This is a genomic window from Bradyrhizobium sp. CCBAU 11361, assembly GCF_028128935.1.
In the GTDB taxonomy this organism is placed as follows: domain Bacteria; phylum Pseudomonadota; class Alphaproteobacteria; order Rhizobiales; family Xanthobacteraceae; genus Bradyrhizobium; species Bradyrhizobium niftali.
The window spans coordinates 19,163-45,357 of the sequence record NZ_LBJZ01000193.1; the positions used below are offsets into that span (position 1 = coordinate 19,163).

22 protein-coding genes are annotated in these 26,195 nt (G+C 65.0%); 18 read left to right on the forward strand and 4 right to left on the reverse strand.

Features of this window, described 5'->3' with window-relative positions:
- Nucleotides 1-26: 26 nt before the first annotated feature.
- The 4 genes from hflK to XI08_RS33155 all read left to right on the forward strand — a co-directional run bounded on the left by hflK (nucleotide 27) and on the right by XI08_RS33155 (nucleotide 4,005).
- A complete protein-coding gene (gene hflK / locus XI08_RS33140; RefSeq protein WP_027544753.1) occupies nucleotides 27-1,169 on the forward strand; it encodes an FtsH protease activity modulator HflK in 1,143 nt (380 codons plus the stop codon).
- Entirely contained in the window at nucleotides 1,166-2,059 is an 894-nt protein-coding gene (gene hflC / locus XI08_RS33145) for a protease modulator HflC (RefSeq protein ID WP_135175922.1), read from the forward strand. The genes hflK and hflC overlap by 4 nt, the downstream gene beginning before the upstream one ends.
- 69 nt (nucleotides 2,060-2,128) lie before the next feature.
- A complete protein-coding gene (locus tag XI08_RS33150) occupies nucleotides 2,129-2,335 on the forward strand; it encodes a DUF2065 domain-containing protein (RefSeq protein ID WP_027529575.1) in 207 nt (68 codons plus the stop codon).
- A 143-nt stretch (nucleotides 2,336-2,478) separates the two neighbouring features.
- Entirely contained in the window at nucleotides 2,479-4,005 is a 1,527-nt protein-coding gene (locus XI08_RS33155) for a Do family serine endopeptidase (RefSeq protein ID WP_135175923.1), read from the forward strand.
- Between the two features lie 158 nt (nucleotides 4,006-4,163).
- On the opposite strand, the gene serB is transcribed toward XI08_RS33155, so the two are convergent.
- On the reverse strand, nucleotides 4,164-5,069 hold the full coding sequence (gene serB, locus XI08_RS33160; RefSeq protein ID WP_271577627.1) for a phosphoserine phosphatase SerB: 906 nt from the start codon (nucleotides 5,067-5,069) through the stop codon (nucleotides 4,164-4,166).
- Nucleotides 5,070-5,080: 11 nt separating this feature from the next.
- Here serB and miaA point away from each other — a divergent pair, with 11 nt between their 5' ends.
- The 10 genes from miaA to XI08_RS33210 all read left to right on the forward strand — a co-directional run bounded on the left by miaA (nucleotide 5,081) and on the right by XI08_RS33210 (nucleotide 18,222).
- Nucleotides 5,081-6,037 carry a tRNA (adenosine(37)-N6)-dimethylallyltransferase MiaA gene (gene miaA / locus XI08_RS33165; RefSeq protein WP_271577628.1) on the forward strand — a complete coding sequence of 319 codons (957 nt, stop codon included), beginning with the start codon at nucleotides 5,081-5,083 and terminating at the stop codon, nucleotides 6,035-6,037.
- A 328-nt stretch (nucleotides 6,038-6,365) separates the two neighbouring features.
- Complete coding sequence (locus XI08_RS33170) at nucleotides 6,366-8,141, forward strand: acetolactate synthase 3 large subunit (RefSeq protein WP_271577629.1); 1,776 nt, start codon at nucleotides 6,366-6,368, stop codon at nucleotides 8,139-8,141.
- A gap of 154 nt (nucleotides 8,142-8,295) precedes the next feature.
- Nucleotides 8,296-9,249: a threonine dehydratase gene (locus XI08_RS33175; RefSeq protein WP_271577630.1), complete on the forward strand. Its 954-nt coding sequence runs from the start codon at nucleotides 8,296-8,298 to the stop codon at nucleotides 9,247-9,249.
- A gap of 151 nt (nucleotides 9,250-9,400) precedes the next feature.
- Entirely contained in the window at nucleotides 9,401-9,943 is a 543-nt protein-coding gene (gene ilvN, locus XI08_RS33180) for an acetolactate synthase small subunit (protein WP_011089241.1), read from the forward strand.
- A 3-nt stretch (nucleotides 9,944-9,946) separates the two neighbouring features.
- Nucleotides 9,947-10,642, forward strand: a complete 696-nt coding sequence (locus XI08_RS33185; protein WP_027544760.1) for a class I SAM-dependent methyltransferase — start codon at nucleotides 9,947-9,949, stop codon at nucleotides 10,640-10,642.
- A 49-nt stretch (nucleotides 10,643-10,691) separates the two neighbouring features.
- Nucleotides 10,692-11,567, forward strand: a complete 876-nt coding sequence (locus XI08_RS33190; protein WP_271577631.1) for an EamA family transporter — start codon at nucleotides 10,692-10,694, stop codon at nucleotides 11,565-11,567.
- A gap of 7 nt (nucleotides 11,568-11,574) precedes the next feature.
- Nucleotides 11,575-12,177, forward strand: a complete 603-nt coding sequence (locus XI08_RS33195; RefSeq protein WP_027544762.1) for a LysE family translocator — start codon at nucleotides 11,575-11,577, stop codon at nucleotides 12,175-12,177.
- A gap of 132 nt (nucleotides 12,178-12,309) precedes the next feature.
- Nucleotides 12,310-13,329 carry a ketol-acid reductoisomerase gene (ilvC, locus tag XI08_RS33200; protein WP_027544763.1) on the forward strand — a complete coding sequence of 340 codons (1,020 nt, stop codon included), beginning with the start codon at nucleotides 12,310-12,312 and terminating at the stop codon, nucleotides 13,327-13,329.
- A 357-nt stretch (nucleotides 13,330-13,686) separates the two neighbouring features.
- Nucleotides 13,687-17,070 (forward strand): bifunctional diguanylate cyclase/phosphodiesterase, encoded by a 3,384-nt coding sequence (locus tag XI08_RS33205; protein WP_271577632.1) that lies wholly within the window; start codon nucleotides 13,687-13,689, stop codon nucleotides 17,068-17,070.
- Nucleotides 17,071-17,121: 51 nt separating this feature from the next.
- Nucleotides 17,122-18,222: a DUF2336 domain-containing protein gene (locus XI08_RS33210; RefSeq protein ID WP_271577633.1), complete on the forward strand. Its 1,101-nt coding sequence runs from the start codon at nucleotides 17,122-17,124 to the stop codon at nucleotides 18,220-18,222.
- Between the two features lie 460 nt (nucleotides 18,223-18,682).
- Here XI08_RS33210 and XI08_RS33215 read toward each other — a convergent pair whose 3' ends face one another.
- Nucleotides 18,683-19,303, reverse strand: a complete 621-nt coding sequence (locus XI08_RS33215; RefSeq protein WP_271577634.1) for a hypothetical protein — start codon at nucleotides 19,301-19,303, stop codon at nucleotides 18,683-18,685.
- Nucleotides 19,304-19,490: 187 nt separating this feature from the next.
- Between XI08_RS33215 and XI08_RS33220 the strand changes: the two genes are divergently transcribed.
- Both XI08_RS33220 and XI08_RS33225 read left to right on the forward strand, forming a co-directional pair.
- Entirely contained in the window at nucleotides 19,491-20,060 is a 570-nt protein-coding gene (locus tag XI08_RS33220) for a TetR/AcrR family transcriptional regulator (RefSeq protein ID WP_271577635.1), read from the forward strand.
- Nucleotides 20,061-20,258: 198 nt separating this feature from the next.
- Nucleotides 20,259-21,971, forward strand: a complete 1,713-nt coding sequence (locus XI08_RS33225) for a sulfatase-like hydrolase/transferase (RefSeq protein WP_135175935.1) — start codon at nucleotides 20,259-20,261, stop codon at nucleotides 21,969-21,971.
- Between the two features lie 129 nt (nucleotides 21,972-22,100).
- Here XI08_RS33225 and XI08_RS33230 read toward each other — a convergent pair whose 3' ends face one another.
- Both XI08_RS33230 and XI08_RS33235 read right to left on the reverse strand, forming a co-directional pair.
- Nucleotides 22,101-23,660: an ABC transporter permease/substrate-binding protein gene (locus XI08_RS33230; protein WP_271577636.1), complete on the reverse strand. Its 1,560-nt coding sequence runs from the start codon at nucleotides 23,658-23,660 to the stop codon at nucleotides 22,101-22,103.
- On the reverse strand, nucleotides 23,657-24,439 hold the full coding sequence (locus XI08_RS33235; protein WP_271577637.1) for an ATP-binding cassette domain-containing protein: 783 nt from the start codon (nucleotides 24,437-24,439) through the stop codon (nucleotides 23,657-23,659). The genes XI08_RS33230 and XI08_RS33235 overlap by 4 nt, the downstream gene beginning before the upstream one ends.
- Nucleotides 24,440-24,571: 132 nt before the next feature.
- Between XI08_RS33235 and XI08_RS33240 the strand changes: the two genes are divergently transcribed.
- Together XI08_RS33240 and XI08_RS33245 are read left to right on the forward strand one after the other, a co-directional pair.
- Nucleotides 24,572-25,390: an ABC transporter ATP-binding protein gene (locus tag XI08_RS33240; RefSeq protein ID WP_271577638.1), complete on the forward strand. Its 819-nt coding sequence runs from the start codon at nucleotides 24,572-24,574 to the stop codon at nucleotides 25,388-25,390.
- Nucleotides 25,390-26,175 carry an ABC transporter permease gene (locus XI08_RS33245; protein WP_135175939.1) on the forward strand — a complete coding sequence of 262 codons (786 nt, stop codon included), beginning with the start codon at nucleotides 25,390-25,392 and terminating at the stop codon, nucleotides 26,173-26,175. Before XI08_RS33240 ends, XI08_RS33245 begins: the two co-directional genes overlap by 1 nt.
- The last annotated feature ends 20 nt before the right edge of the window (nucleotides 26,176-26,195 follow it).

Below are 26,195 nucleotides of genomic sequence, written 5' to 3' on the forward strand. Positions count from 1 at the left end.
TTCCACCCTGCCGAGGAGAGCGTCGAATGCCGTGGAAGAATCAGGGCGGTGGCCCATGGGGCTCGGGTCCAAAGGGACCATGGGGCTCAGGCCCGCAACCGGTCGGGCCGAGGCCGCCGGATCTGGAAGACCTTCTGCGGCGTGGCCAGGACCGCCTCCAGCAGATCATGCCGGGTGGCTATTTCTCCGGCGTCGGCATCACGCTGATCATCCTGATCATCCTCGCGTTCTGGCTGCTGTCGGGCTTCTTCCGCGTGCAGTCCGAAGAGCGCGGCGTCGTGCTGCGCTTCGGCAAGCATGTCCGCACCGTGGATCCGGGCCTGAACTATCATCTGCCCTATCCGATCGAGACAGTGCTGCTGCCCAAGGCGCTGCGCGTCAACACCATCTCCATCGGCATGACGCTGATCGACGATCCGGCACGGCGCGGCCGCTCCATTCGCGACGTGCCCGAAGAGAGCCTGATGCTCACCGGTGACGAGAACATCGTCGACGTCGACTTCACCGTGCTATGGCGCATCAAGCCCGACACCGGCGGCGTCGGCGACTTCCTCTTCAACATCCAGAATCCCGAAGGCACCGTGAAGGCGGTCGCCGAGAGCGCGATGCGCGAGGTGATCGGCCGCTCGCAGATCCAGCCGATCCTCACCGGCGCGCGCAACGTCACTGAACAGGGCGTGCAGGAACTGATCCAGAAGACTCTGGACAGCTACGGCGCCGGCATTCAGATCAGCCAGGTGCAGATGCAGAAGGTCGATCCGCCGGCGCAGGTGATCGACGCCTTCCGCGACGTGCAGGCGGCGCGCGCCAATCTCGAGCAGTTGCAGAACGAAGCACAGACCTACGCCAACCAGGTGGTGCCGCAGGCACGCGGACGTGCGGCGCAGATCATGCAGGCCGCCGAAGGCTACAAGGAGCAGGCGGTTGCCGAGGCCAAGGGCCAGAGCTCGCGCTTCCTGAAGGTTTACGAGGAATACAAGAAGGCGCCCGAAGTGACGCGTGAACGGATCTACCTGGAGACGATGGAGCGCGTGCTCGGCGGCGCGGACAAGCTCGTCTATGACGGCGGCCCCTCGGGCCAGGGCGTCGTGCCCTATCTGCCGCTCGGCGAATTGACGACGAAGCGGCCTCCTGCCGCCGGTCAGCAAACGGGCGGAGGCAGCCGATGAGGTCTCCGGTCACAGGTATCGTCACCCTCCTCGGGCTCCTGCTCGTCGTGATCGTCGGCTACATGTCGTTGTTCACGGTGCAGCAGACCGAGCAGACCATCGTGCTTCAGTTCGGCAAGCCCGTCGACGTCGTCACTGATCCCGGCCTGCACTTCAAGGCGCCGTGGAACTCGGTGATCAACATCGACAAGCGGATCCTCGATCTGGAGAACCCGTCGCAGGAAGCGATCGCATCCGACCAGAAGCGGCTCGTGGTGGACGCCTTCGCGCGCTATCGCATCAAGGATGCGCTGCGCTTCTATCAGAGCGTCGGTTCAATCCAGGCCGCCAACATCCAGCTCACCACGCTTCTGAACGCGGCGCTGCGCCGCGTGCTCGGCGAGGTCACCTTCATCAACGTGGTGCGGGACGACCGCGAGAAGCTGATGCTGCGCATCCGCGACCAGCTCGATCGCGAGGCCGACGGTTACGGTATCCAGGTCGTCGACGTCCGGATCCGGCGCGCCGACCTGCCGGAGCAGAACAGCCAGGCGGTCTACCAGCGCATGAAGACGGAACGCGAGCGGGAAGCCGCCGAGTTCCGGGCGCAGGGCGGCCAGAAGGCACAGGAGATCCGCTCCAAGGCCGACCGCGAGGCGACCGTGATCGAGGCGGAAGCCAGGTCGCTGGCCGAGCAGACCCGCGGCGTCGGCGACGCCGAGCGCAACCGTCTGTTCGCGGAAGCCTACGGCAAGGATGCCGACTTCTTCGCCTTCTACCGGTCGATGACGGCCTACGAGAACGGGCTGAAGTCGAATGACACCCGCTTCCTGCTGCGGCCGGACTCGGATTTCTTCCGGTTCTTTGGTAACCCGTCCGGCAAGGCGGCGACCGCGACGGCAAAGCCGTAAGCCTGACAAGGGCGGCAGATCTGGCCGCCCTTCGTCCAGAAGAACAGTACAACGGGAGGTTCCAATCCGATGAGGTCCATTGCGTTCGCCGACTTCCTCATCGGCTTAGGCATCTTGTTCGTGCTGGAAGGCTTGATGTTTGCGGCAAGTCCGAACTGGATGCGCAAGGCCATGAAGAGCGCCATCGCCACGCCGGACAACATCCTGCGGGTGGTCGGGATCGGTTCGGCCGTGGCCGGCCTGATCCTGATCTGGGTGATGCGGCGTCCGATCTAGACCTCGCGCCAACGCCAAAGTGAAGGCAAGGAACCGGTTTTCGCCGTATTATGCGGGTCTTGAGGCCCGTGAAGCTCCGCGCTTGCGCCGGGCCCCCGTTCGAGCGCAGTCTTGACGCCGAATCCCTTTCTCTGGAGATCACTATGACCGCTGCCATCATTGCCCCGTCCCGCTTGCGCCATCGTGCGCGACTTGGCGTGAGAATTGGGCTGGCCGCGCTCGCCGTCAGTGCTTTCGGCGCGTTCGGCACGCCGGCTCATGCGCGCGGGCCGGAGGGCATCGCCGACGTCGCCGAGAAGGTGATCGACGCGGTCGTCAATATCTCGACCTCGCAGACCGTCGAAGCCAAGGGCGGCGGCAGCAACACCATGCCGCAACTGCCGCCCGGCTCGCCCTTCGAGGAGTTCTTCGACGACTTCTTCAAGAACCGCAGGGGTCCCGGTGGTCCCGGCGGCGGCGGCAAGGGCGGCGACAACGGCCCGCCCCGCAAGACCAATTCGCTGGGCTCCGGCTTCATCATCGACACATCAGGCGTCGTCGTCACCAACAACCACGTCATTGCGGACGCCGACGAGATCAACGTCATTCTCAACGACGGCACCAAGATCAAGGCCGAGCTGGTCGGCGTCGACAAGAAGACCGACCTCGCCGTATTGAAGTTCAAGCCGACGAAGCCGCTGGTCGCGGTGAAGTTCGGCGACTCCGACAAGCTGCGCCTCGGCGACTGGGTGGTCGCGATCGGTAACCCGTTCAGCTTGGGCGGCACGGTGACGGCCGGCATCGTTTCGGCCAAGAACCGCGACATCTCCTCGGGTCCCTATGACAGCTACATCCAGACCGACGCGGCCATCAACCGCGGTAATTCCGGCGGTCCGCTGTTCAATCTCGATGGCGACGTCATCGGCGTCAACACGCTGATCATCTCGCCCTCCGGCGGCTCGATCGGCATCGGCTTTGCCGTGCCGTCGAAGACGGTCGTGGGTGTGGTCGACCAGCTCCGCCAGTTCGGCGAACTGCGCCGCGGCTGGCTGGGGGTGCGCATCCAGAGCGTCACCGACGAGATCGCCGAGAGCCTCAACATCAAGCCGCCGCGCGGCGCGCTGGTTGCGGGCGTCGACGACAAGGGCCCGGCCAAGCCCGCCGGCATCGAGCCCGGCGACGTCGTCGTCAAGTTCGACGGCAAGGACGTCAAGGATCCGAAGGATCTCTCCCGCGTCGTCGCCGACACGGCGGTCGGCAAGGAAGTTGACGTCATCATCATCCGCAAGGGCGAGGAGCAGACCAAGAAGGTCACGCTCGGACGCCTTCAGGATCCCGACAAGGTGCAGGCCGCGGTGAAGACCGACGAGCCCCCGCCCGAGAAGCTGGTGACGCAGAAGGCGCTCGGCCTCGATCTTGCCACGCTGAACAAGGACCTGCGCACGCGCTACAAGATCAAGGACAGCGTCAAGGGCGTGGTCGTCACCAATGTCGACGCCAATTCCGATGCTGCCGAGAAGCGCCTGTCCGCCGGCGACGTCATCGTCGAGGTGGCGCAGGAGGCCGTCTCCAGCGGCGCCGACATCCAGAAGCGGGTCGACCAGCTCAAGAAGGACGGCAAGAAGTCGGTGCTGCTGCTGGTCTCCAACGCCGACGGCGAGCTGCGGTTTGTTGCGCTGAGCGTGCAGTAAGGCACGCTCTCGACCGCGCGCTAAACTGTCATGCCCCGCGAAAGCGGGGCATGCAGTATGCCGCGGCCTCTCCGTATACGTCGCCGTCTCTGGAATACTGGATCACCCGCTCCAGTGCGCAATTGCGCACAAGGCGGGTGATGACGGCGGAGCGGAGGCTAAGCCTCCACAAACTCCTCGCGCCGATACCCCTGCGCATACAGCAGCGCGGTGAGATCGCCATGGTCGATCCGTGCCGCGGCGGCGGCCGCCACCGCCGGCTTGGCGTGATAGGCCACACCCAGTCCCGCCGCCTGGATCATCGCCAGATCGTTGGCGCCGTCGCCGACCACGACCGAGTCGATGTCGTCGAGATCGAACGACTCCATCAGATCCACCAGCGTCGCGAGCTTGGCCGCGCGGCCCAAAATCGGCTCCTTGACCTCGCCGGTGAACTTGCCGTCGCGCACGATCAGTTCGTTGGCGCGGTTCTCCTGGAAGCCAATCCTGGCGGCGACCGCGCTCGCGAACAGCGTGAAGCCGCCGGAGACGAGGCAGGTATAGGCGCCGTGCGCCCGCATGGTCGCGACCAGCGCGCGGCCGCCCGGGGTCAGCGTGATGCGCTTGGCCAGCACCTCGTCGACGACACTGGCGGGAAGGTCCTTCAAGAGTGCAACGCGCTCGCGCAGCGCCGGCTCGAACTCGATCTCGCCGCGCATCGCGCGCTCGGTGATGGCGGCGACATGGGCCTTCATCCCGACGAGATCGGCGAGCTCGTCGATGCATTCCTGGCCGATCATGGTGGAATCCATGTCGGCGAGAAAAAGCTTCTTGCGCCGGGCACCGGCAGGCTGCACGACGATGTCGATCGGCAGGTCGCCGCGAAGCTCGCGCAACCGCTGTTCGATGGCGTGACGGTCGCCTTCGAGGTTACTGTCGGCGCTGAAGGGAATGTCGACCGCAACCCCGTCGAACAGCCAGTGCGCAGGCGCCGCCTGAGGCAGCACGGCGCGGGCGCCGTCGACGATGGTAGAGTCGAGCGCGGGACTATCGGGATTGCAGATCAGCGTGGCGACGAGGGACATTTGAGGTTTTCGTGAGCGAGAGGCAAGTCAGCAGAAGCCATGTCGGCAAGGCCGTGCTTATCGCAGGCCCGACCGCCAGCGGCAAGTCGGCGCTGGCGCTCGAGCTGGCACTCGCCACCGGCGGCGTCGTCATCAATGCCGATTCCATGCAGGTCTACCGCGACCTGCGCATCATTACGGCGCGCCCGACACGGGCAGACGAGGCGCTCGTGCCGCATCACCTCTACGGCCACGTCGATGCCGCCGTGAATTTCTCGGCCGGCGCCTGGGTGAACGATGCGGCGACGGCGCTCGAAGAGGCGAGAACCCAAGGCCGCCTGCCGATCTTCATCGGCGGCACCGGGCTCTATTTCAAGGCGCTGACCGCGGGCCTCTCCGTGGTGCCGCCGATCCCCGCCGAGGTGCGCGAAGACGTGCGCGCGCGGCTGGAGCGGAACGGTGTCGAGGCGTTGCATGCGGAACTCGCGGCCCGCGATCCGCGTGCGGCCGAGCGATTGAACCTGCGCGACCGCACCCGGATCGCACGCGCACTCGAAGTGGTCGAGGCGACCGGGCGCTCGCTGCTCGACTGGCACCAGGAGGGGCAGCCGCCGCTGTTGCCGCAGGACAGTTTTCGCGCGGTGTTCCTCGCCCCCGAGCGCGAGGAGCTCTATGCCCGCATCGATGCCCGCTTCGACGCCATGCTCGGCGCCGGCGCCTTGAGGGAGGTCGAGCGCCTCGCCGCCCGAAAGCTCGATCCCTTGCTACCGGCGATGAAGGCCCACGGCGTGCCGGCCCTGATCCGGCATTTGCGCGGTGAGCTCAGCCTGGACGAGGCGGCCACGGTCGGCCGCACCGATACCCGCCACTACGCCAAGCGCCAGTACACCTGGTTCCGGCACCAATTGCCGGAGTTCGAATGGGTGAAGCTGGAGGAGGCGAGGGGCTGGCTGGCGGCGACCGTGAACGCGGCGCAGGACCCCGACTGACGTGCTTTTGTGCCGGGTTCGCAAATTTACCTCTCGCCGAACCCCGGGAACACCGCTACACTGCCAAAATCGCGCGGGAACGGCCGCATTGCCTTGACATCCAGGCTTTGGCCGCTATGTTTCGCGCAACCTTTGGGAAGCCGAGCGCCTGCCATGCGTAACATTATTACCAAGCTCCTTATCGCCGTCGTACCCAGGCACACCGCCGGGGATGGCTAGCTGCCATCCACATGACAGGCGGTGTGCATGGGCCCTCTTCGGGGCCTTTTTTATTTCCTGAACCCGACACGAACGAAGCCGCTGGCAACAGCGCATCCGGAGCAAGCCAATGACCGACAAGAGCCACGATCCGAACCAGATGACCGGCGCCGCGATGATCGTCCGCGCGCTCATCGATCACGGCGTGACCGACATTTTCGGCTATCCCGGCGGCGCGGTGCTTCCGATCTATGACGAGATCTTCCAGCAGAGCGAGGTCCAGCACATCCTGGTCCGGCACGAGCAGGGCGCGGGCCACGCCGCCGAGGGCTATGCGCGCTCGACCGGCAAGCCGGGCGTTGCGCTGGTGACCTCCGGTCCCGGCGCCACCAACATGGTGACGCCGCTGACCGACGCGCTGATGGACTCGATCCCGCTGGTCTGCATCTCCGGCCAGGTGCCGACGCATCTGATCGGCAACGACGCGTTCCAGGAATGCGACACGGTCGGCATCACGCGTCCCTGCACCAAGCACAACTGGCTGGTGCGCGACGTCAACGATCTCGCAAAGGTCCTGCACGAGGCGTTCTACGTTGCGACCACGGGCCGTCCGGGCCCGGTGCTGGTCGACGTGCCCAAGGACGTGCAGTTCGCGACCGGCACCTATCATCCGCCGCGCAAGTCCGACGTGCACCGCTCCTACGCGCCGCGCGTGAAGGGCGATGCGACGCAGATCCGCAAGGCCGTCTCGCTGCTCGCGAACGCCAAGCGTCCCGTGATCTACAGCGGCGGCGGCGTGATCAATTCCGGCCCTGAAGCCACCAAGCTGCTGCGCGAGCTGGTCGAGGTCACCGGTTTTCCGATCACCTCCACGCTGATGGGCCTCGGCGCGTACCCGGCGTCGGGCAAGAACTGGCTCGGCATGCTCGGCATGCACGGCACCTATGAGGCCAACATGACGATGCATGATTGCGACGTCATGCTGTGCGTCGGCGCGCGCTTCGACGACCGCATCACCGGCCGCGTCGATGCGTTCTCGCCGGGCTCGAAGAAGATCCACATCGACATCGATCCGTCTTCGATCAACAAGAACATCCGGGTCGACGTGCCGATCATCGGCGATTGCGGCAACATCCTCGGCGACATCCTCCAGGTGTTCAAGGCGGAGGCGAAGAAGCCCGACATCAAGGCGTGGTGGCAGCAGATCGCGCAGTGGCGCGCCCGCAACTCGCTCTACTTCAAGAAGAGCAACGACGTCATCCTGCCGCAGCACGCGATCCAGAGCCTGTTCGAGGCGACGCGGGGCCGGGATACCTACATCACGACCGAGGTCGGCCAGCACCAGATGTGGGCGGCGCAGTTCTACGGCTTCGAGGAGCCGCATCGCTGGATGACGTCAGGTGGGCTCGGCACCATGGGCTACGGCCTGCCCGCCGCGGTCGGCGTGCAGGTGGCGCACCCGGACAGCCTCGTCATCGACATCGCCGGCGATGCCTCGGTGCAGATGACGATCCAGGAGATGTCGACCGCAGTCCAGTACGAATTGCCGATCAAGATCTTCATTCTGAACAACCAGTACATGGGCATGGTGCGGCAGTGGCAGCAGCTGCTGCACGGCAACCGCCTGTCGCATTCCTACTCGGAGGCGCTGCCGGATTTCGTCAAGCTCGCGGAAGCCTATGGCGGCGTCGGCATCCAGGTGCACAAGCCTTCAGATCTCGACGGCGCCATCCAGGAGATGATCTCGGTCAAGCGTCCGGTGCTGTTCGACTGCCGCGTCGCGGCGCTCGAAAACTGCTTCCCGATGATCCCCTCCGGCAAGGCGCACAACGAGATGCTGTTGCCGGAGCAGGCGAACGACGAGGCGACGGCCAAGGCGTTCGCAGGCGGCAAGGCGCTGGTGTGAGCGGGATGGCCACAAACTCCGCTGTCATCGCCCGGCTTGACCGGGCGATCCAGTACGCCGCGGCCTCTCGATCAATCTCAGGGGCCTCTGGAATACTGGATCCCCGCTTTCGCGGGGATGACAGCTGCATGGGTTGGTTGATGGAAGGGCTGCAATGTTCGACCTGAACGAGCTCGAGCACGCACACGAGATCGTGCGGCAGGCGGTGCCGGCCACGCCGGCGCATGCCTGGCCGCTGCTGAGCCAGCGGCTCGGCACGCAGGTCGTGGTCAAGCACGAGAACCACACACCGACTGGCGCCTTCAAGGTGCGCGGCGGGCTCACCTACGTCCACCATCTCAAGCGCGAGCAGCCTGCAACACGTGGCCTGATCTCGGCAACGCGCGGCAATCACGGCCAGAGCATCGCCTTTGCCGGGCGTCGTCACGGCCTGCCGGTGACGATCTACGTGCCCCGCGGCAATTCGATCGAGAAGAACCGCGCGATGATCGCCTTCGGTGGCGACCTCGTCGAGCATGGCGACGACTTCCAAGAGGCCCGCGAAGAAGCCTATCGTCGGGCCGAGCGCGACGGCCTGCACATGGTGCCGGCTTTCCACCCCAACGTCGTGCTTGGCGTGGCGACCTATGCGCTCGAACTGTTCCGGGCCGCACCGGATCTCGACATTCTCTATGTGCCGATCGGGCAGGGCTCCGGCATCTGCGGCTGCATCATGGCCCGTGACCTGCTCGGCCTGAAGACCGAGATCGTTGGCGTGCAGTCGACCGAGGCGCCGTCCTACGCTCTGTCCTTTGCCGCGCGCGCCGTGGTGAACACCAACAGCAGCAACACGCTCGCTGACGGCATGGCGACCCGTGCTCCCGATGCGGATGCGCTCGCGCTCATCGTTAATGGTGCCTCGCGTATCGTCCAGGTGACGGACGATGAGATAGCGCTCGCGATCCGTGCGCTCTGGACCGATGCACATAATCTCGCCGAAGGCGCCGGAGCAGCCCCGCTCGCCGCGGCACTTCAGGAAAAGACAAAATTGTCAGGCAAGCGCGTCGGTCTCGTGCTGTCCGGCGGCAATATCGATTTCGATCTGTTCAAGCGATGGGTGGTCGCATGATTGCGCGAGCGATCGCCAATTGCACGACTGTCATCGTCCGGCTTGACCGGGCGATCCAGTACGCCGCGGCAGATGTGAGACTCACTATGCCGGTGACTACTGGATGCCCCGCCTTCGCGGGGCATGACAAGAAAGAATAGAGGGGACGATCATGAACCAGCCCGCATCCGCCTATTTCATCGAAGACCGTCACGATCCCAACGAGACGCATACGCTTTCGGTGCTCGTGCAGAACGAGCCCGGCGTGCTCGCGCGCGTCATCGGCCTGTTCTCCGGGCGCGGCTACAACATCGAGAGCCTCACGGTCTCGGAGACCGAGGCGCAGAAGCATCTGTCGCGCATCACCATCGTCACCACCGGCACGCCGATGGTGATCGAGCAGATCAAGCACCAGCTCGACCGCATGATCCCGGTCTACCGCGTCGTCGACATGACCCAGACCAAGCGCTCGATCGAGCGCGAGCTCGCGATGGTGAAGGTGCGTGGGCAGGGCGAGCACCGGGTCGAGGCGCTCAGGCTGGCGGATGCGTTCCGCGCCCGCGTGATCGACGCCACCACCGAGAGCTTTGTGTTCGAGATCACAGGCAATACGGACAAGATCAATCAATATATCGATCTGATGCGCCCGCTCGGCCTTGTCGAGGTGTCGCGCACGGGCGTTGCCGCGATCGGCCGCGGGCCTGAAGGGATGTGAGCCATGCTGGCGCGCGACTGGTACTATAACGAGCGGAACCGGATGGGCATCGAGCCCGCGGTGGCGTCGATCTACGACAGCCACGACGATGCCGATCTGCGGGCGCGCGCCGCCCTGAAAATGCTCGGTGTCCAGCGCGGCTGGCGCATCGCCGACATCGGCTGCGGCAACGGCGTGCTCGCCACCGAAGCTGCGCTGATGGGCGCCGAGGTCGACGCCATCGACATCTCGCCGGCGATGCTGGCGCTCGCCGAGATCTATGCGCGGGACCGCAAGGCGCCCGTGCGCACGCAATCGGCCGGCCTGCTCAGCTTCGCCTACCGGCCGGAATCCTACGATCTGATCGTCAGCGAGTTCACGCTGCATCATCTGCCTGATTTCTGGAAAGTGGTGGCGATGTCGCGGATCTTTCGCGCGCTGAAGCCGGGGGCGAGCTTCTATCTGCGCGACATCGTCTATGCCTCGATGCCCGACGCGGTCGAGCGCGACGTCGAGCAGTGGGCAGAATTCCAGATCAAGAACCACGATTTCTCGCGCGAGGGCGTGGTCACGCATATGCGCGACGAATATTCCACCTTCGGCTGGGTGATGGAGCGGATGCTGACCGACGTCGGCTTCACGCTGGTCTCGGCCGACTATCACGCGCCGATGCACGGCACTTATCTGCTGCGGAAACCGAAAGCCGGCGAGCAAGGCTAGACCAGAACAAGAAACAGGGCTGCACGACAGGGCAGAACCGGAAACAACAATGAAGCCGGCCGACATCCTCATCGCCCTCCTGGTGGCGATCATCTGGGGGCTTGCCTTCGTGGCGAGCCGGATCGCGCTCGACGAGTTTTCGCCGGAGCTGATGACCGCGATGCGCTTCATTATTGCCGCGGTGCCGTGCCTGTTCATTCCCAAGCCGAAGGTCGCCTGGTCGCTGCTGATCGCGATCAGCTTCACGCTGTTTCTCGGCCAGTTCCTGAGCCAGGCCTATGGCATCGCCCATGGCGTGCCAGTGGGGCTGACCTCCGTCGTCGTGCAGAGCCAGGCGCTGTTTACGATCGGCTTTGCCGCGATCGCCTTCGGCGAGCGGCCGACGCCGATGCAGACCCTCGGCATCGTCATCGCCGCAGCTGGCCTGCTGATGATCTGCGGCACCGTCGGCTACGATTTCAGCGTCGGTGCCTTCGCGGTGCTGATGATCGCGCCGGTCAGCTTCGCCGCCGGCAACATTCTGCTGCGCGGCGCGCGCGGCGTTCCGATGTTCGACCTGTTTGCCTGGCTTTGCCTTGCCACTGCGGTCCCGTTGTTCGCCCTCTCGCTCGTCGTCAACGGGCCGGCGCCGACCTTCCAGTCCCTGATCCACATGTCGCTGACCGGTCTCGTCTGCCTGCTGATGATCGGCGCCATCTCCACCAGCATCGCCTATTGGCTGTGGGGCCGGCTGCTGCGCGACTATCCAGCTGCCCAAGTGGTGCCGTTCGCTCTGCTGGTGCCGTTCGTCGGCTCGGCCGCCTCCAGCATCGTGTTCGGCGAACGCTTCGGACCCCTGAGGCTCGCCGGCATGCTGACCGTGATCGGCGGTATCGCGGTGATGGTGCTGGCGAAGCGCCCGCAAGTCCTGCCGAAGATCGCGTGAGGTGAATATGGCTTACTCGCTCTTCTATGCCTTCCTCGCCTTCATGGTGGTGATGTACTTCACCCCCGGGCCGAACAACATCATGCTGCTGGCGTCGGGCCTGACCTATGGCTTCCGGCGCACCATCCCCCACATCGCCGGCATCGTCATCGGCTTTGCCTTCATGGTCGCCGCAGTGGGCCTCGGGCTAGGGACCGTGTTCCTGGCCTATCCGATCCTCCAGACCATCCTGAAATATGCCGGTGCGGTCTACCTGATCTATCTTGCTGCCGTGATCGCCATGTCCGGCCCGACCACGCCGGACGGCGAGAGCGGCCGCGGCCCGATGACCTTTTGGGGCGCGGCCATGTTCCAGTGGATCAACGCCAAGGGCTGGGTGATCGTGATCGGCACCATCACCGCCTATGCGGCGATTGCCCAGTTTCCGGTCAACATCGCGATCCAGACCCTGATCAGCCTGCTCGTCGGCACGGTCTCGACCGTGGTCTGGGCCCTGTTCGGCACTGCGCTGCGGCCGGTCCTGACCTCCGAGCGGCTGGTCCGCGCCTTCAACGTCGTGATGGCACTCCTGCTGCTCGCCTCCCTCTACCCCGTTTTCATGGATGCATGATGTCGCGGATTTCCATGCAGAAACGGGTTTCCCTAGGGGCTGAAAATGCTCTAGACAGCCCCCGAAATCCGCAAATTTCACCCTTCGGACACTGAGCTTTGGCCGATTCTGGCCCTGAATGAGGAAACGACTATGCGTGTTTATTACGATCGCGACGCCGACCTGAACCTGATCAAGGGCAAGAAGGTCGTCATCGTCGGCTATGGCAGCCAGGGCCACGCCCACGCGCTGAACCTGAAGGATTCCGGCGTCAAGGAAGTCGCCATTGCGCTGCGCAAGGGCTCGGCCTCGGCCAAGAAGGCGGAAGCCGCCGGCTTCAAGGTGATGGAAGTCGCCGAAGCCGCGAAATGGGCCGACCTCGTCATGATGCTGACCCCGGACGAACTCCAGGGCGACATCTACCGCGAGCACCTGCACGACAACATGAAGAAGGGCGCCGCCCTCGTCTTCGCGCACGGCCTCAACGTCCACTTCAACCTGCTCGACCCGCGCGCCGACCTCGACGTGCTGATGATCGCGCCGAAGGGCCCCGGCCACACCGTGCGCTCGGAGTATCAGCGCGGCGGCGGCGTGCCCTGCTTGATCGCGATTGCCAAGGACGTCTCGGGCAACGCCCATGACCTCGGCCTGTCCTACGCCTCCGCCATCGGCGGCGGCCGCGCCGGCATCATCGAGACCACCTTCAAGGAAGAGTGCGAGACCGACCTGTTCGGCGAGCAGGTCGTGCTCTGCGGCGGCCTGGTCGAGCTGATCAAGGGTGGCTACGAGACGCTGGTCGAAGCCGGCTACGCCCCGGAGATGGCCTATTTCGAGTGCCTGCACGAAGTGAAGCTGATCGTCGACCTGATCTACGAAGGCGGCATCGCCAACATGAACTACTCGATCTCCAACACCGCCGAGTATGGCGAATACGTCACCGGTCCGCGCATCGTCACCGCGGAGACCAAGGCCGAGATGAAGCGCGTTCTCGCCGACATCCAGGGCGGCAAGTTCGCCCGCGACTGGATGCTCGAGAACAAGGTCAACCAGACCTCGTTCAAGGCGACCCGCGCCAAGCTCGCCCAGCACCCGATCGAGGAAGTCGGCGCGAAGCTGCGCGACATGATGCCCTGGATCAAGAAGGGCGCGCTGGTCGACAAGAGCAAGAACTAAGCACCGTCATTCCGGGGGCGCGACGACCTCGCGCCCCCGGACCTCGATCCATGTTCATGAGTTTCCCGGATTTGCGCGGACGCCAGCCCTGGGAATGACGCGGGGAGGCGATGTCCGCCTCGCGCCGGTGTGAGCTCGCTGATTGTGCGCGCCGCTCCCCCGTGTCGCGCGAGGCTCCGGCCCAAACCGGCTTCGGTTTTGCAGCCGCATCGGCTGTTTTTCAGCGCCCCCAAGTATTAGGACACCATTGCTGACCTGATTTCCGTACGACTACGGGATCGAATTGCGATGGGCAGATCAACCAAATCTTAGCGCGGCCGGGCGAGGGTGAGCCATTGCTCGTACCGCAGATGGACAATGCTGAACGCTTGGCGAAGGCTGGCCGGATCGCCTGGATCGTCCGTCACGATCCTGGGCGTCGTGTTTTCGCTCGTTGTCTTCGCCTTGTTCCTCGTTGATCTGGGCATCCGTTATCGAGAAGCAGTCGCATCTGCGAAAACCGACGCGCTCAATCTCTCGGCCATTCTGGCCGAGCATGCCGCGGTGACGTTCGAAGATATCGATCGCGTGCTGCTTGAGGCGCAGGCGATCCGCAAGGACGCTTTGTCCGGAAAATACGCCGATCCCGGTGCGGCCAATATCGCGCTGCGTCAATTGGTCAGGAGCTCGTCGATTCTCGTCGCGGTCGGCTGGACCGATGCATCCGGCGCCGTCGTTGCGCATTCCTATGATCACCCGCTGCCGCGCAGCAACATCTCCGACATGTCGCACTTCATCGCGCAACGCGACGGCGCCGGCACCGGACTGTTCGTTGCGCCGCCCTATCGCTCGGCGGGCGGCGACAAATGGTTCAGTGCGGCGTCACGCCGGTTGAACAACCCGGATGGGAGCTTTGCGGGCATCGTTACTGCGCCGCTGGATCAATCCTTTCTGCTGAAGATCTATCGCAAGATCGACCTGGGCCCGGACGGCTCGGTGGTCCTGCTCCATCGCACCGGACGGGTCCTGGCGCGCGTACCGGAACAGAAGGATGTCCTGGGCAAGTCGGTCGCCGGCGGCCCGCTGTTTACCAAGTATCTGCCGGTCTCCGAGGTGGGCTCATACGAGCTCACGAGCCCCATCGATGGCGTCGCGCGCATTGCAGGCTACAAGGCCGTGCCCGGCCTGCCGCTGGTCATGGTCGTGACCTATACGCGCAGTTACGCGTTGCAGCCATGGTACCGCCATCTCTACACCTTCGGCCCGCTGGCCGCCGCGATCGTCACCATTATTCTGATCGGCACATTCCTGCTGCGGCGGCAAACGAATGCGCTTGCGGCTGCGAGTGCCCGGTTCGATGCTGCGTTGAGCAACATGCCGGATGGGCTCAGCATGTTTGACGCCGACGAGAGGCTATTGGTCGCCAACAGCCGTTACCGCGAGATGTACGATCTCACGGAGTCGCAGGTCGAACCTGGAACGCCGCTCAGCAGCATCGTCGGCCACTACAAGGCGACGGGAGCCGAACTGGACGCGGAGGAATTCCTCGAGGGCGCGAAGCACCGGGCGCCGCGGATCCTCACGCTTGCCGACGGCCGGATGATCTCGATCCTGCGCACGCCCATGGCCGACGGTGGCTGGGTCGCGACCCATCAGGACATCACCGAGAGGCGGCGAGACGAGATCCTGCTGGCCGAAAATGCCGCCGAGCTGAAGCTCATCAACACGCGGTTCGATGTCGCAATCAGCAACATGCATCAGGGTCTGTGCCTGTTTGATGCCGACAAGAACCTGGTCGTCTCCAACAGCCGCTATCAGCAGATGTACGATCTGCCGGACGAGCTGGTGCGGCCAGGCACGCCGCTGCAACGGATATTGCAATACTATGCGGATCGCGGCGAAACGAGCTCCCTGACGGTCGACCAGCATGTCCAGCTCATGCCGACCCAGCGGCAGCAGGACTACGCGTTGAAAGACCACCGCCAGATCCTGATCCAGCGCAAGCCGCTGCCGGATGGCGGCTGGGTCGCGACGCACGAAGACGTCACCGAGCAAAAACGCGGCGAGCAGATGCTGGCCCAGAAGGCAGCGGAGCTGGAGGCGATCAATACGCGCTTCGATGCGGCCCTCAACAACATGTCCCAGGGGCTCTGCATGTTCGATGCAGACCAGAGGATCGTGGTCTCAAACGCACGCTATGCCGAAATTTATCATCTGAGCGGCGATCAGATCGGGCCAGGTACTTCGCTGGCGCAGATTCTCGAATATCGCCGCGAAAAAGGGACGTGTTTTGCCGACGTGGCGCCGGACGTCTACCTCAGCCAGAACGTGAAGCAGCTGAGCGAGATCCGGGAACTTGCCGACGGCAGGGTGGTCGCGATTGCGCGCCACATGATGCAGGATGGCGGTTGGCTCACGACCCACGAGGATATTACCGATCGGGCGAGAAATGAGAAGCGTATCGCCTATCTGGCGCAGCATGATCTGCTCACGGGTCTTGCGAACCGCGCCGTGTTCTCCGAAAAGCTCGACGATGCTGCAAAGCGGTCGCAGCGTCATGGCACGACGTTCACCGTGCTGATGCTGGATCTCGACAGGTTCAAGGCCGTCAACGATACGCTCGGTCACGCCGCGGGCGACCAGCTGCTGGTCGAGGTGGCGCGGCGGCTGAGTTCATCGTTGCGGGATACCGATGTGCTGGCGCGGCTCGGCGGCGACGAATTCGCGATCATCCAGGAGAACGAAAAAAATCAGAGCGAGGGCGCGATTGCTCTCGCTCTCAGGATCATCGGCCTGATCGAGCAACCCTTCGATCTTGGCGGCCATCGCGTCAGCGTCGGCACCAGCGTCGGCATCGCCTTCGCGCCGGAGCACGGCGCCAACGCCGAGACGTTGCTGCAGAAGGCGGATGTCGCGCTCTACGTGACGAAATCTGCGGGCCGAAACGATTTCCGTATCTTCCAGCCCGAAATGACGCAGGCTGCCGACACACAGAAGTCGATGGAAGGCGAACTGCGGGAAGCGATGGCCCGCAACGAGTTCGAGCTGCACTACCAGCCGGTGATCGACGCCAGGACGCGCACGATGACGGGGCTGGAATGTTTCGTGCGCTGGCATCACCCGTCGAAGGGCGTGCTGGCGCCGTTGCAGTTCCTTGATGTCGCCGAGCAGGCCGGACTGATGGTGCCGCTCGGTGAATGGATATTGCGACAGGCCTGCCTGGACGCGGCTGCCTGGCCAGCGCACATCAGGGTCGCCGTCAACGTGAGCGCCGCCCAGTTCCACAGGAGCAACGTGCTCGACGTCGTCCTGTGCGCGCTGGTCGAGTCGGGGTTGTCGCCGGAGCGCCTTGAGCTCGAAATTCCGGACGTTGCGCTCCTGGAAGGGAATCTGTCGGCTCACTTGCTCACGGTCCGGCAACTGAAGAACCTCGGCGTCGGCGTCGTCCTCGACAATTGCGGCGTGGGTTATTCCGCGGGGAGCTACCTCCAGAGCTTCCCGTTCGACAAGCTCAAGATCGACCGGACGATCGCGCAGGGCTGCGCAACGCGAAAGGACTGCGCGGCGGTCGTCGCCTCTGCCGTCGCGTTGGCGCGCGGTCTCGATGTCGCCACGGTCGCCAAGGGGGTCGAGACCCCTGCGCAATTCGAGGCCCTTCGAGCGGCGGGAGTGGACTTGGTCCAGGGATATCTGTTCGGGCGACCCGTGCCGAACTCTGAAGTCAGTTTCGATATGCCGTTGCCGGCACAAAACGTCGCGTGATCTCATGACCTCCGTCGGAACACAAGCAACTCAACCCCCAGGGCACGCGAAATGAATTTGGCGACCGGCCTGATCGATCAACTCGAGATCGCGCTGGCGAGCCCGGAGCTGTCGAAGCGCGCCGAACTCCTGCGCCAGGTCGCCGATCTCTTCGTGCTGGGTTCGGGCAAGTTCACCGACGAGCAGATCGATCTGTTCGACGGGGTGATGAGCACGCTCCTGAAGAATATCGAATGCGCCGCCCGGGCGACCTTCGGGAGCCGGCTTTCCAGATTGCCTGACGCGCCGCGCCGGACGATCCGCTTGCTGGCGTTTGACGACGCGCCGGAGGTGGCGGCGCCGGTCCTGGAGCACTCTCCACAGCTCGACGAGGCGAGCTTGGCGGAGAACGCTCGGACCAAGAGCCAGGATCACCTGCTGGCCATCGCCGGCCGCAGCCGGTTGACGGAACCCGTCACCGACGTCCTGGTCGAGCGCGGCAACAGCGACGTTGCGATGCGGACAGCCGGTAACGGTGGGGCCAGGTTCTCGGTCCAGGGTATGTCCAGGCTCACCAGCCGGGCCCGGGATAATGGCGCGCTCGCCATGTGCATCTGGGCTCGCCCCGATATCCCGCGCGAGAGCTTGCTGAAATTGTTCGCCCATGCGTCCGAGATGGTGAGGCGCAAGCTGGAGGCGGCCGATCCGCGCCAGGCGGCGCTGATCCGGAGTGCCGTTGCGGAGAGCTCCGATGAGCTTCAGACGGTGGCCCGGGCAGGCTCGAGCGAGCATGCCCGGGCGTTGGCCGAGGTGAGCTCCCTGCATTCGAGCGGGCAACTGGACGAGGCGCGCGTGCTCGGCTTCATCGGCGAGCGAAGCTTCGACAAGACCGCGGTCGCGCTGTCGCTCATGAGCAGTCTGCCGATCGGAGCGATCGAGTGCGCGCTGGTTCGCTCTGAGCCCGAGCAGATTCTCATTCTCGCAAAGGCCATCGGTCTGTCCTGGGACACGACGAAGGCGATCTTGACGTTTCAGCCTGGTTCGACCCATGAGGCGAAGGAGCGATTGGACGAGTGCTTTGCGAGCTTCCTCCGGTTGAAGCCAAATACCGCGAAGGCTGCGCTCCAATTCTACCGGCTCCGCGAGCGGGCCGGCCAGGGTCCTGTCCACTAGCGCAAGCAAACCAATCATTAAGCGCTCATCCGGTATATTCGAACCGCGATGAGGTGGACGTCTCGCCGTTTGCATCTCCTTCAAGTTTTGTTGCTTCATTCAAATTCTTCGATGTTTGAAGCCTGCGCTCAAGACGAAGAATTGACGCTTAAAGCACATTCTTGGTCTCGCATCGTTTCTCCAGCTTTTCTTCCAGCGTCCGAACCACAGAACCCCAGCATCTTCAGAGCCAAAGATTCGGCTCTTCATCCGCATTCTGATCGCGCAATGATCCTTGCCGCGTGACATTCGCGTGCCGCGTCATCCCAAGAAGCGACATCAGCTGCACCTTCTTGCGATGCGTCGCTCGCGTAAAAACCGTCACCGGGGGGCGCGCCCTGAAAACCCGGCAGCATTTCGCTACACCGCCTTCCTCCTCCATGATCGCGGGAAATCGAGGGCGCAGGGCTGACGCCCCGCTTCAGCGTGCCGCGACGGTCCGTCCGCGCGGATGGGCGGCCATCGCGATCAGCCGCAGCGCCATCACGGCGAGCAAGGGGACGAGGAACGCGGCATAGAGCGGCATCGCCGGCACGCGCTTGCCGAACGACACCATGAACTGGAACCAGAGGTAATAGCCGCCTGTGAGGTGCAGCGCGCGCCAGGCACGCGGCCCGATCAGCACGGCGGTGCGGTCGAAAGAGGTCGCGCTCATCGCGATGATGAAGGCATAGCCGATGCCGCCGAAGATGTAGGAGGCGGCGGAAGTCGCTTCCGCAAAGCCGGCCGGATCCATGATGGCAAACGCGACGATCGCGACCGCGTGGATCGCGTGGGAGGCCGCGAAGCTCAAGCCCAGATAACGGCGGTTGCGACGCTGCCAGCGCGTCCAGGCATTGGGCCGGAGCCGGGCGAGAGCCGCGGCGCTGAAGGCGAGGCAGAACAGCGTGAGCGAGCTGCGCGCCGTGAAGCGGATCACCATCCGCACGCCCTCGGCCTCGAATTGCCGCATCGAGGCGATCCACAGGCTGAGGACGACCAGGCTGAGGGTGAGGGCAGCCAGCAGCCGCCAGCCTTCGAGCCAGCCTTGACGTTGTGACATGGTGGTCTCCTCCATTATGTAATCATCGATTACATTTACAGCCGGCATATCCGTCAATGGTGTAATCGCTGCTTACATTCACGTTCGGGTGATGCTAGAAGGCCGAATGCCTGCCCGTCAGACCTCCAGGCCGCGCGCCCGCCAAACACCCAAAGCCCGGTCGTACCACCACGGCGACCTCCGCCGCGTGCTGATCGATGCCGCATTGCAACTGGCGGCTGAAGGGGCCGAGGTCTCCGTGCGCGAGGCCGCGCGCCGGGCCGCGGTATCGCCGGGGGCGCCGTTCCGGCACTTCCCCAACCGCGATGCCCTGATGGCGGCGGTGGCCGCGGAGGCGCAGCGGCGCTTTCGTGCCGAGATCGAACTGGCGCTGGCCGAGGCTCCGGTCGCCGATCCGCTCGGCCGCTTCCGCGCCTTCGGCCTCGCCTATCTGCGCTGGGCGATGCGCAATCCCGCGCATTTCGAGATCATCTCGACGGGGCGCTATTTCGCCCATGGCAGCTCCGCGGAGTTGACGCGCGACAATGCCGAGCTGATCGCCCTGACGGAGCGAATACTGGCCGAGGCGGCGGAGCAGGGCCTGCTGCGGCCGGCCGACCTCAAGCGGATCCAGATCGCCGGCCGCGCCCTGGTCTACGGCTTTGCCCGGATGAATCTCGATGGCCATTTTCCGCGCTGGGGCGTGGAGGAGGGTGAGATCGAGCGGATGGCGGAAGGGGTCATCGACCTGTTCATCGCCGGGATCGCCAAGCCCTAGGGTTGCTTGCCGCGCGGCACATTCGCCCGCCGCTAAGATTAAGAAGGTTGGATCGCGCGCGCGCGTTGCCTGTCCTTGACTGTTCCGTTACAGTTTTATGACACGGTGCAGGCTTCCGGCTGCGCCGGATGCCCTAGCCGCCTTCGGGCCGGCCAGACGGCTAGGATCATCGCGCCGGACCAGCAGTTGCGTGTGTCGATGGCGTCCGCGCCCAATCCAGGTCCTTCTGCCACCACTGCCGTGCTGGCGAGCGTCGCCGCGCTCGGCATCTGGCGGCTGCTCGCGGTCGCCGCGCCGCATCTGGCGGCGCTCGCGCTGATGTACGAGACCGAGACCGATTTCGGCTCGCGCCTCTCCTTCGCGCTCGCCTGGGGCATCCTCAATTTCTTCTGGATCACGCTGCTGCGCCGGCCGGCGCTGTCAGGCGCGCTGTCGCTGACCATGGTCGTCGTGCTGGTGCTGCTGTCGCGGCTGAAGCACGACGTGGTGCAGATGACGGTGAACTTCATCGACCTGATGATGATCGACCGCGACACCGTCGCGTTCCTGTTCACGATTTTTCCGAACCTGCGCTGGTCGGTGATCCTGGCCGGTCTCGTCACGTTGCCGCTGATGTACGCGCTGTGGTGGCTCGATCCGTTTCGCATCCGCCGCCTGCCGGCGCTCGCCTGCAAGCTCGCTTGTCTAGCCGCGCTGGTCGGCTATTCGCTCTATCATCCGGATGAGGCCTGGCGCGGCTATTACGACGACGGCTATCTGTCGAAGTTCTTCCGCTCCGGCGTCAGCGCGGTGTCCGACTTCGCGCAGTACGGCTTCATGGAATCGGCCGCCTCGACCAATGAGCGGCTCAACATGCCGCTGGTTGACGCCTGCCATCCCGCAGGCCGCCGGCCGAACATCATCATGATCCATGATGAATCGAGCTTCGACATCCGCGCCGCCCAGGGCATCAAGGTGCCACAGGGTTATGGCAACCACTTCAAGTCGTGGGACGGCAAGCAGCGCACGTTTATGGCCGAGAGCAATGGCGGGCCGAGCTGGTTCACCGAATACAACGTGCTCGCCGGCCTCTCCTCGCGCTCGTTCGGGCGCTTCGCGTATTTCGTGACGCGCATCGCAACAGGCCGCGTCGAGCGCGGCCTGCCGTTGGCGCTGCGCCGCTGCGGCTACGACACCCTGTCGCTCTATCCCGCCTATGGCGGCTTCATGGGCGCGCGCAGCTTCCAGATGACGACCGGCGTCGAGCGCTTCCTCGATTCGAAGGATCTCGGCGCCAAGGACGTCGAGCCGGATTCGTTCTTCTACGATAAGGCGCTCCGGCTGATGGGCGAGCGGACGCCGAACAAGCCGCTGTTCACCTTCGTCTATCTCGGCGCCAATCATTTCCCCTGGGAGACGCGCTTCCGTCCCGATTTGCTGCCGAACTGGCGCGCGCCGGGCAATGTGGCTTCCATCGACGAATATCTGCGCCGGCAGGCGATGAGCGCCGAGCAGTACAAGGCTTTCGTCGCCGGCCTCAAGAAGACCTTTCCCGGCGAGCCCTTCCTGATCGTGCGCTATGGCGATCACCAGCCTGAGTTTGCGCCAAACCTGCTCGAGCCCGGGCTCGACGAGGGCGCTCTCGGCAAAAAGCTCGACGCCTATGATCCGCGCCTCTACGCGACCTACTACGCGATCGACGCCGTCAATTTCGAGCCGGTGAAGAGCGAGGCCGTGATGGACACGATCGACGGCGCGTATCTGCCGCTGGTGATCCAGGAAGCCGCCGGCATCCCGCTCGACCCGTCCTTCGCCGAGCAGAAAGACATCATGCTCCGCTGCAAGGGCATCTTCTACGGCTGCAAGGACGGCGCCGAAGCGCGGCGCCTGAACCGGCTGCTGATCAATGCGGGGATGATCCGGGGGCTGTAGCGCTGATCGCTACGCCAGACCCAGATCGTAGGGTGGGCAAAGCGAAGCGTGCCCACCATCCCGTTGCGCGTGTCGAGAGACGGTGGGCACGGCGCTTACGCGCCTTTGCCCACCCTACGACATCCGGGTCTACGGTTTGCCCACCTTCTCCCACAGCCACTTCGCCACCACATCCGGCGACGAGGCCGCGTCGTTGCCGGCGGCGCGCAAATTCGCTTCCTGCATCGTGGCGATGTCGATCTTGCCGAGCAGCGGGTTCAGCGCCGTCTTGAGCCGCTCGTCGCCTGCGCGCTTGGGTGCGAGCAGCAGGATCGCATCGTAGGGCGGGATCGCCTGCCTGGGATCATCGAGCGCAACGAGCTCGTATTTCGCGATCAGCCCGTCGCTGGTGTAGCCGGCGATGACATCAACCTCGCCGCTGGCGACCGCTGCATACATGAAGTCCGGCTGCATCTGGCGCTGGGCGCGGAATTGAAGGCCGTAGGCCTTTTGCAGCGCCGCCCATTCGGGCCGCGAGAAGAACTCGTAGTCGGCGGCAATCGACAGCGTCGATGCGTGCGCGGCGAGATCGGTGATGGTGCGGATGCCAAGCGCCTCGGCGCGCTTTTTCGGGATCACCAGCGCATAGGCATTCTCGAAGCCGAGCTCGCCGAGCAGGGTGATATTCTCCTTCGCGAGTGCTGTCTTCAGCTCCGCGATCAGCTCGGCGCGCGGCTTGATGTCGGTGCGATGCAGCTGGTTGGCCCAGAGCGTGCCGGAATAGTCGATGTAGAGATCGATGTCGCCGGCCTTCAGCGCCCCGAAGATCACGCTCGAGCCGAGGCCCGAGCGCGCCGTGGCCGAGAGGCCAGCCGCCTGGAGGCGATCCCTGAGCAGGGCCGACAGCACATATTGCTCGGCGAAGGTCTTGGCGCCGACGACATAGCCCTGCGACGAGCGGCCCATCGTCGGCACCAGCGTCGCGGCGACCAGTGCCGCGATCCCGACTGCGCCGAGCCCGGTGCGCAAGCGGCTGCGGCGCCGCAGGCCGCCCTCGATCAGGCCGAGCAGCTGATCGACCGCGAGCGCCAGCAGGGCGGAGGCAAGGCAGCCGAACAGCACGAACACCCAGTTCTGGGTCTGGAGCCCGGCAAAGATGTAGTTGCCGAGGCTGGTCTGCCCGATCGGAGTCGAGAGCGTCGCGGTGCCGATCACCCAGACCGCGGCGGTGCGGATGCCCGCCATCATCACCGGCAGCGCGAGCGGCAGCTCGACCAGGACCAGCGACTGCCGCGCGGTCATGCCGACGCCCTCAGCGGCTTCGATCAGCGCCGGGTCGATGCCGTTCAGCCCGGTGATGCCGTTGCGCAGCACCGGCAGCATCGAATACAGCGCCAGCGCCAGCATCGCCGGCAGGAAGCCGAACGCCGAGAAGGAGATTCCGAACCAGGCGAGCGTCAGGGCCGCCGCCGCCAGCAACAACGGATAGAACAGCGCGAGCAGCGCCAGTCCGGGCACGGTCTGCACGATGCTGGCGAGCGCGAGCAGGATGCCGCGCGGCGCCGGGCGGTTGCGTGTCAGGATCGCCAGCGGCAGGCTGACGGCGAGGCCGAGCGCCAGCGCGGCCAGGCTCACCCGCACGTGGTTGCCGAGATAGTCGGGAAGATGCGACAGCGCGTCGCTCCAGCGCGGATCGGATAAGAAGCTCATGCCGCACCGCTCTGTGACAGCAGCGCGTTCAGCCGTTCGACCTGACGGCGCGGTGTGCGCAGCAGCTCCAGCACATAGGCGTCGGTGCTGTTCGAGAGCTCCGCGGGCGTGCCCTGCGCGAGCAGCTTGCCGCTGTGCATCACCGCGATGCGGTCGGCGAGCAGGATCGCTTCCGTCATGTCATGCGTGATCATGACCGTGGTCAGGCCGAGCTTGCGATGCAGCGAACGATAGTCGTCACCGAGCGCATCGCGGGTGAGGGGATCGAGCGCGCCGAACGGCTCGTCCATCAGCACGATGCGGGGTTTTGCCGCGAGCGCCCGCGCCACGCCGACGCGCTGGCGCTGGCCGCCTGAGAGTGCCTCGGGCAACCGGTCGCGATGCGCGACGCGGTCGAGCTGCACGAGCTCCAGCAGCTCGTCGACGCGTGCTGCGATTGCCGCTCCCGGCTCGCCCAGCAGCTTCGGTGTGATCCCGACATTGTCGGCGACGCTCAAGTGCGGGAATAGCCCGCCGCTCTGGAAGACGTAGCCGATCCGGCGCCGCAGCGCGACCGGATCGACGTTTTGCACCTCCTCGCCCTCGACCGTGATGGTGCCGCCATCCGCCTCGATCAGCCGGTTGGCGAGCCGCAGCAGCGTGGTCTTGCCCGAGCCCGAGCCGCCGACGATGGCCACAAACTCGCCCTCGGCGATGTCGAGCGACACATCGTCCACGGCCCTGAGGGAGCCGAAGCTTTTGGTGACGTGTGCATAGCCAATCATCGGCCGGGACGGCATCGGGCGGGCTCACTTCGCTGACCCGCCCATGGAGGGAGGGGATGACAAGACCTATGCGTAGCACGCTTGGCGGGTTGATTGAACTTGGCTGCGCGAGCGGTTAAGGCATCGGACCAAATTCGGAGGGAACACATGACAACGCCCACGGCAGTGGCGCTGGAAGATGCCAAGGTCGCGTTCCGGCTGGGGGACGGACGGGTCTATACGGCGGTGGAGAAGGCGCATCTTGCGGTCGCGCAGGGCGAGTTCGTCGCCATCGTCGGCCCGACCGGGTGCGGGAAATCGACGCTGCTCAACGTCGCAGCCGGCCTGCTGAGGCCTGCCGCCGGAAGCGTCAAGATCTTCGACCGGCCGCTCGCGGGGCTGAACCGGGATGCCGGCTATCTGTTCCAGGCCGACGCGCTGTTCCCCTGGAAGACCGCGCTCGACAACGTCGCGATCGGGCTCGAGATCAAGGGCACGCCGCGGGCCGAGGCGCTGCCGCGGGCGCAGAAATGGCTGACCTCGGTCGGCCTCGGCGCCTTCGCAAATCGCTATCCGCACATGCTCTCGGGCGGCCAGCGCAAGCGCGTGGCGCTGGCGCAGGTCCTGATCCGCGATCCCAAGATCCTGCTGATGGACGAGCCGTTCGGGCCGCTCGATGCCCAGACCCGCCAGGTGATGGGCAATCTGCTGCTCGAGCTCTGGAACGCCGACCGCAAGGCGGTGCTGTTCGTGACCCATGATCTCGAAGAGGCGATCGCGCTCGCCGACCGCGTCGTGATCATGTCGGCGGGGCCGTCCTCGCGCATCATCGGTGACTGGCGCGTTTCGCTGCCGCGCCCGCGCGACATCTTCGAGGTGCGGCTGGACAAGGAGTTCCATGCGCTCCACCGCGAGATCTGGAGCGTGCTCAAGGACGAGGTGATGAAGGGCTACGCGCAGTCCACCCAAGCGGCGGAGGCGGTCTGATGTCGCGCCCGACGCTGCTTGCGCTGCAAGTCCTGGTCGCAGTCGTCTGCATTGTGCTGTGGCAAGTGCTGTCGACCGTCCCCGTGTTCGGCAAGATCCTGCTGCCGCCGTTCTTCTTCTCCAACCCGTTCGACGTGTTCAGCCAGATCGTGAAGTGGTTTGCCTCCGGCGTGATCTGGAAGCACCTCGGCATCACGCTCGCGGAATCGATCCTCGCCTTCGTGATCGGATCGCTCGGCGGCGTCCTGGTCGGCTTCTGGTTCGCCCGCCAGCCGCTGGTCGCCGCGGTGTTCGACCCTTACGTGAAAATGGTCAACGCCCTGCCGCGCGTGGTGCTGGCGCCGATCTTCGCGCTGTGGCTCGGCCTCGGCATCTGGTCCAAGGTCGCGCTCGGCGTGACGCTGGTGTTCTTCATCGTGTTCTTCAACGTCTATCAGGGCGTCAAGGAGGTCAGCCGCACCGTGCTCGACAATGGCCGCATGCTCGGCATGAGCGAGCGGCAATTGATGCAGCACGTCTATTGGCCGTCGGCACTGTCCTGGATGTTCTCCTCGCTGCACACCTCGGTCGGCTTTGCCGTGGTCGGCGCCGTCGTCGGTGAATATCTGGGATCGGCGGCCGGGCTCGGCTATCTGATCCAGCAGGCCGAAGGCGTGTTCGACGTCGCCGGCGTGTTCGCCGGCATGTTCGTGCTGTCGGCCTTCGTCATCCTGATCGACTACGGCGTGACGCTGGTCGAGCGGCGCCTCTTGGTGTGGCGGCCGACGGTGGACGGGCGCGGTTAACCGCAAGAGGGGCCCGCGCA

Excerpts from the sequence above, each read along its gene's own strand:
- hflK (WP_027544753.1), top strand. The coding sequence starts at position 27 with ATGCCGTGGAAGAATCAGGGCGGTGGCCCATGGGGCTCGGGTCCAAAG.
- hflC (WP_135175922.1), top strand. The coding sequence starts at position 1,166 with ATGAGGTCTCCGGTCACAGGTATCGTCACCCTCCTCGGGCTCCTGCTC.
- XI08_RS33150 (WP_027529575.1), top strand. The coding sequence starts at position 2,129 with ATGAGGTCCATTGCGTTCGCCGACTTCCTCATCGGCTTAGGCATCTTG.
- XI08_RS33155 (WP_135175923.1), top strand. The coding sequence starts at position 2,479 with ATGACCGCTGCCATCATTGCCCCGTCCCGCTTGCGCCATCGTGCGCGA.
- serB (WP_271577627.1), bottom strand. The coding sequence starts at position 5,069 with ATGTCCCTCGTCGCCACGCTGATCTGCAATCCCGATAGTCCCGCGCTC.
- XI08_RS33170 (WP_271577629.1), top strand. The coding sequence starts at position 6,366 with ATGACCGACAAGAGCCACGATCCGAACCAGATGACCGGCGCCGCGATG.
- XI08_RS33175 (WP_271577630.1), top strand. The coding sequence starts at position 8,296 with ATGTTCGACCTGAACGAGCTCGAGCACGCACACGAGATCGTGCGGCAG.
- ilvN (WP_011089241.1), top strand. The coding sequence starts at position 9,401 with ATGAACCAGCCCGCATCCGCCTATTTCATCGAAGACCGTCACGATCCC.
- XI08_RS33185 (WP_027544760.1), top strand. The coding sequence starts at position 9,947 with ATGCTGGCGCGCGACTGGTACTATAACGAGCGGAACCGGATGGGCATC.
- XI08_RS33190 (WP_271577631.1), top strand. The coding sequence starts at position 10,692 with ATGAAGCCGGCCGACATCCTCATCGCCCTCCTGGTGGCGATCATCTGG.
- XI08_RS33195 (WP_027544762.1), top strand. The coding sequence starts at position 11,575 with ATGGCTTACTCGCTCTTCTATGCCTTCCTCGCCTTCATGGTGGTGATG.
- ilvC (WP_027544763.1), top strand. The coding sequence starts at position 12,310 with ATGCGTGTTTATTACGATCGCGACGCCGACCTGAACCTGATCAAGGGC.
- XI08_RS33205 (WP_271577632.1), top strand. The coding sequence starts at position 13,687 with ATGCTGAACGCTTGGCGAAGGCTGGCCGGATCGCCTGGATCGTCCGTC.
- XI08_RS33210 (WP_271577633.1), top strand. The coding sequence starts at position 17,122 with ATGAATTTGGCGACCGGCCTGATCGATCAACTCGAGATCGCGCTGGCG.
- XI08_RS33215 (WP_271577634.1), bottom strand. The coding sequence starts at position 19,303 with ATGTCACAACGTCAAGGCTGGCTCGAAGGCTGGCGGCTGCTGGCTGCC.
- XI08_RS33225 (WP_135175935.1), top strand. The coding sequence starts at position 20,259 with ATGGCGTCCGCGCCCAATCCAGGTCCTTCTGCCACCACTGCCGTGCTG.
- XI08_RS33230 (WP_271577636.1), bottom strand. The coding sequence starts at position 23,660 with ATGAGCTTCTTATCCGATCCGCGCTGGAGCGACGCGCTGTCGCATCTT.
- XI08_RS33235 (WP_271577637.1), bottom strand. The coding sequence starts at position 24,439 with ATGCCGTCCCGGCCGATGATTGGCTATGCACACGTCACCAAAAGCTTC.
- XI08_RS33240 (WP_271577638.1), top strand. The coding sequence starts at position 24,572 with ATGACAACGCCCACGGCAGTGGCGCTGGAAGATGCCAAGGTCGCGTTC.
- XI08_RS33245 (WP_135175939.1), top strand. The coding sequence starts at position 25,390 with ATGTCGCGCCCGACGCTGCTTGCGCTGCAAGTCCTGGTCGCAGTCGTC.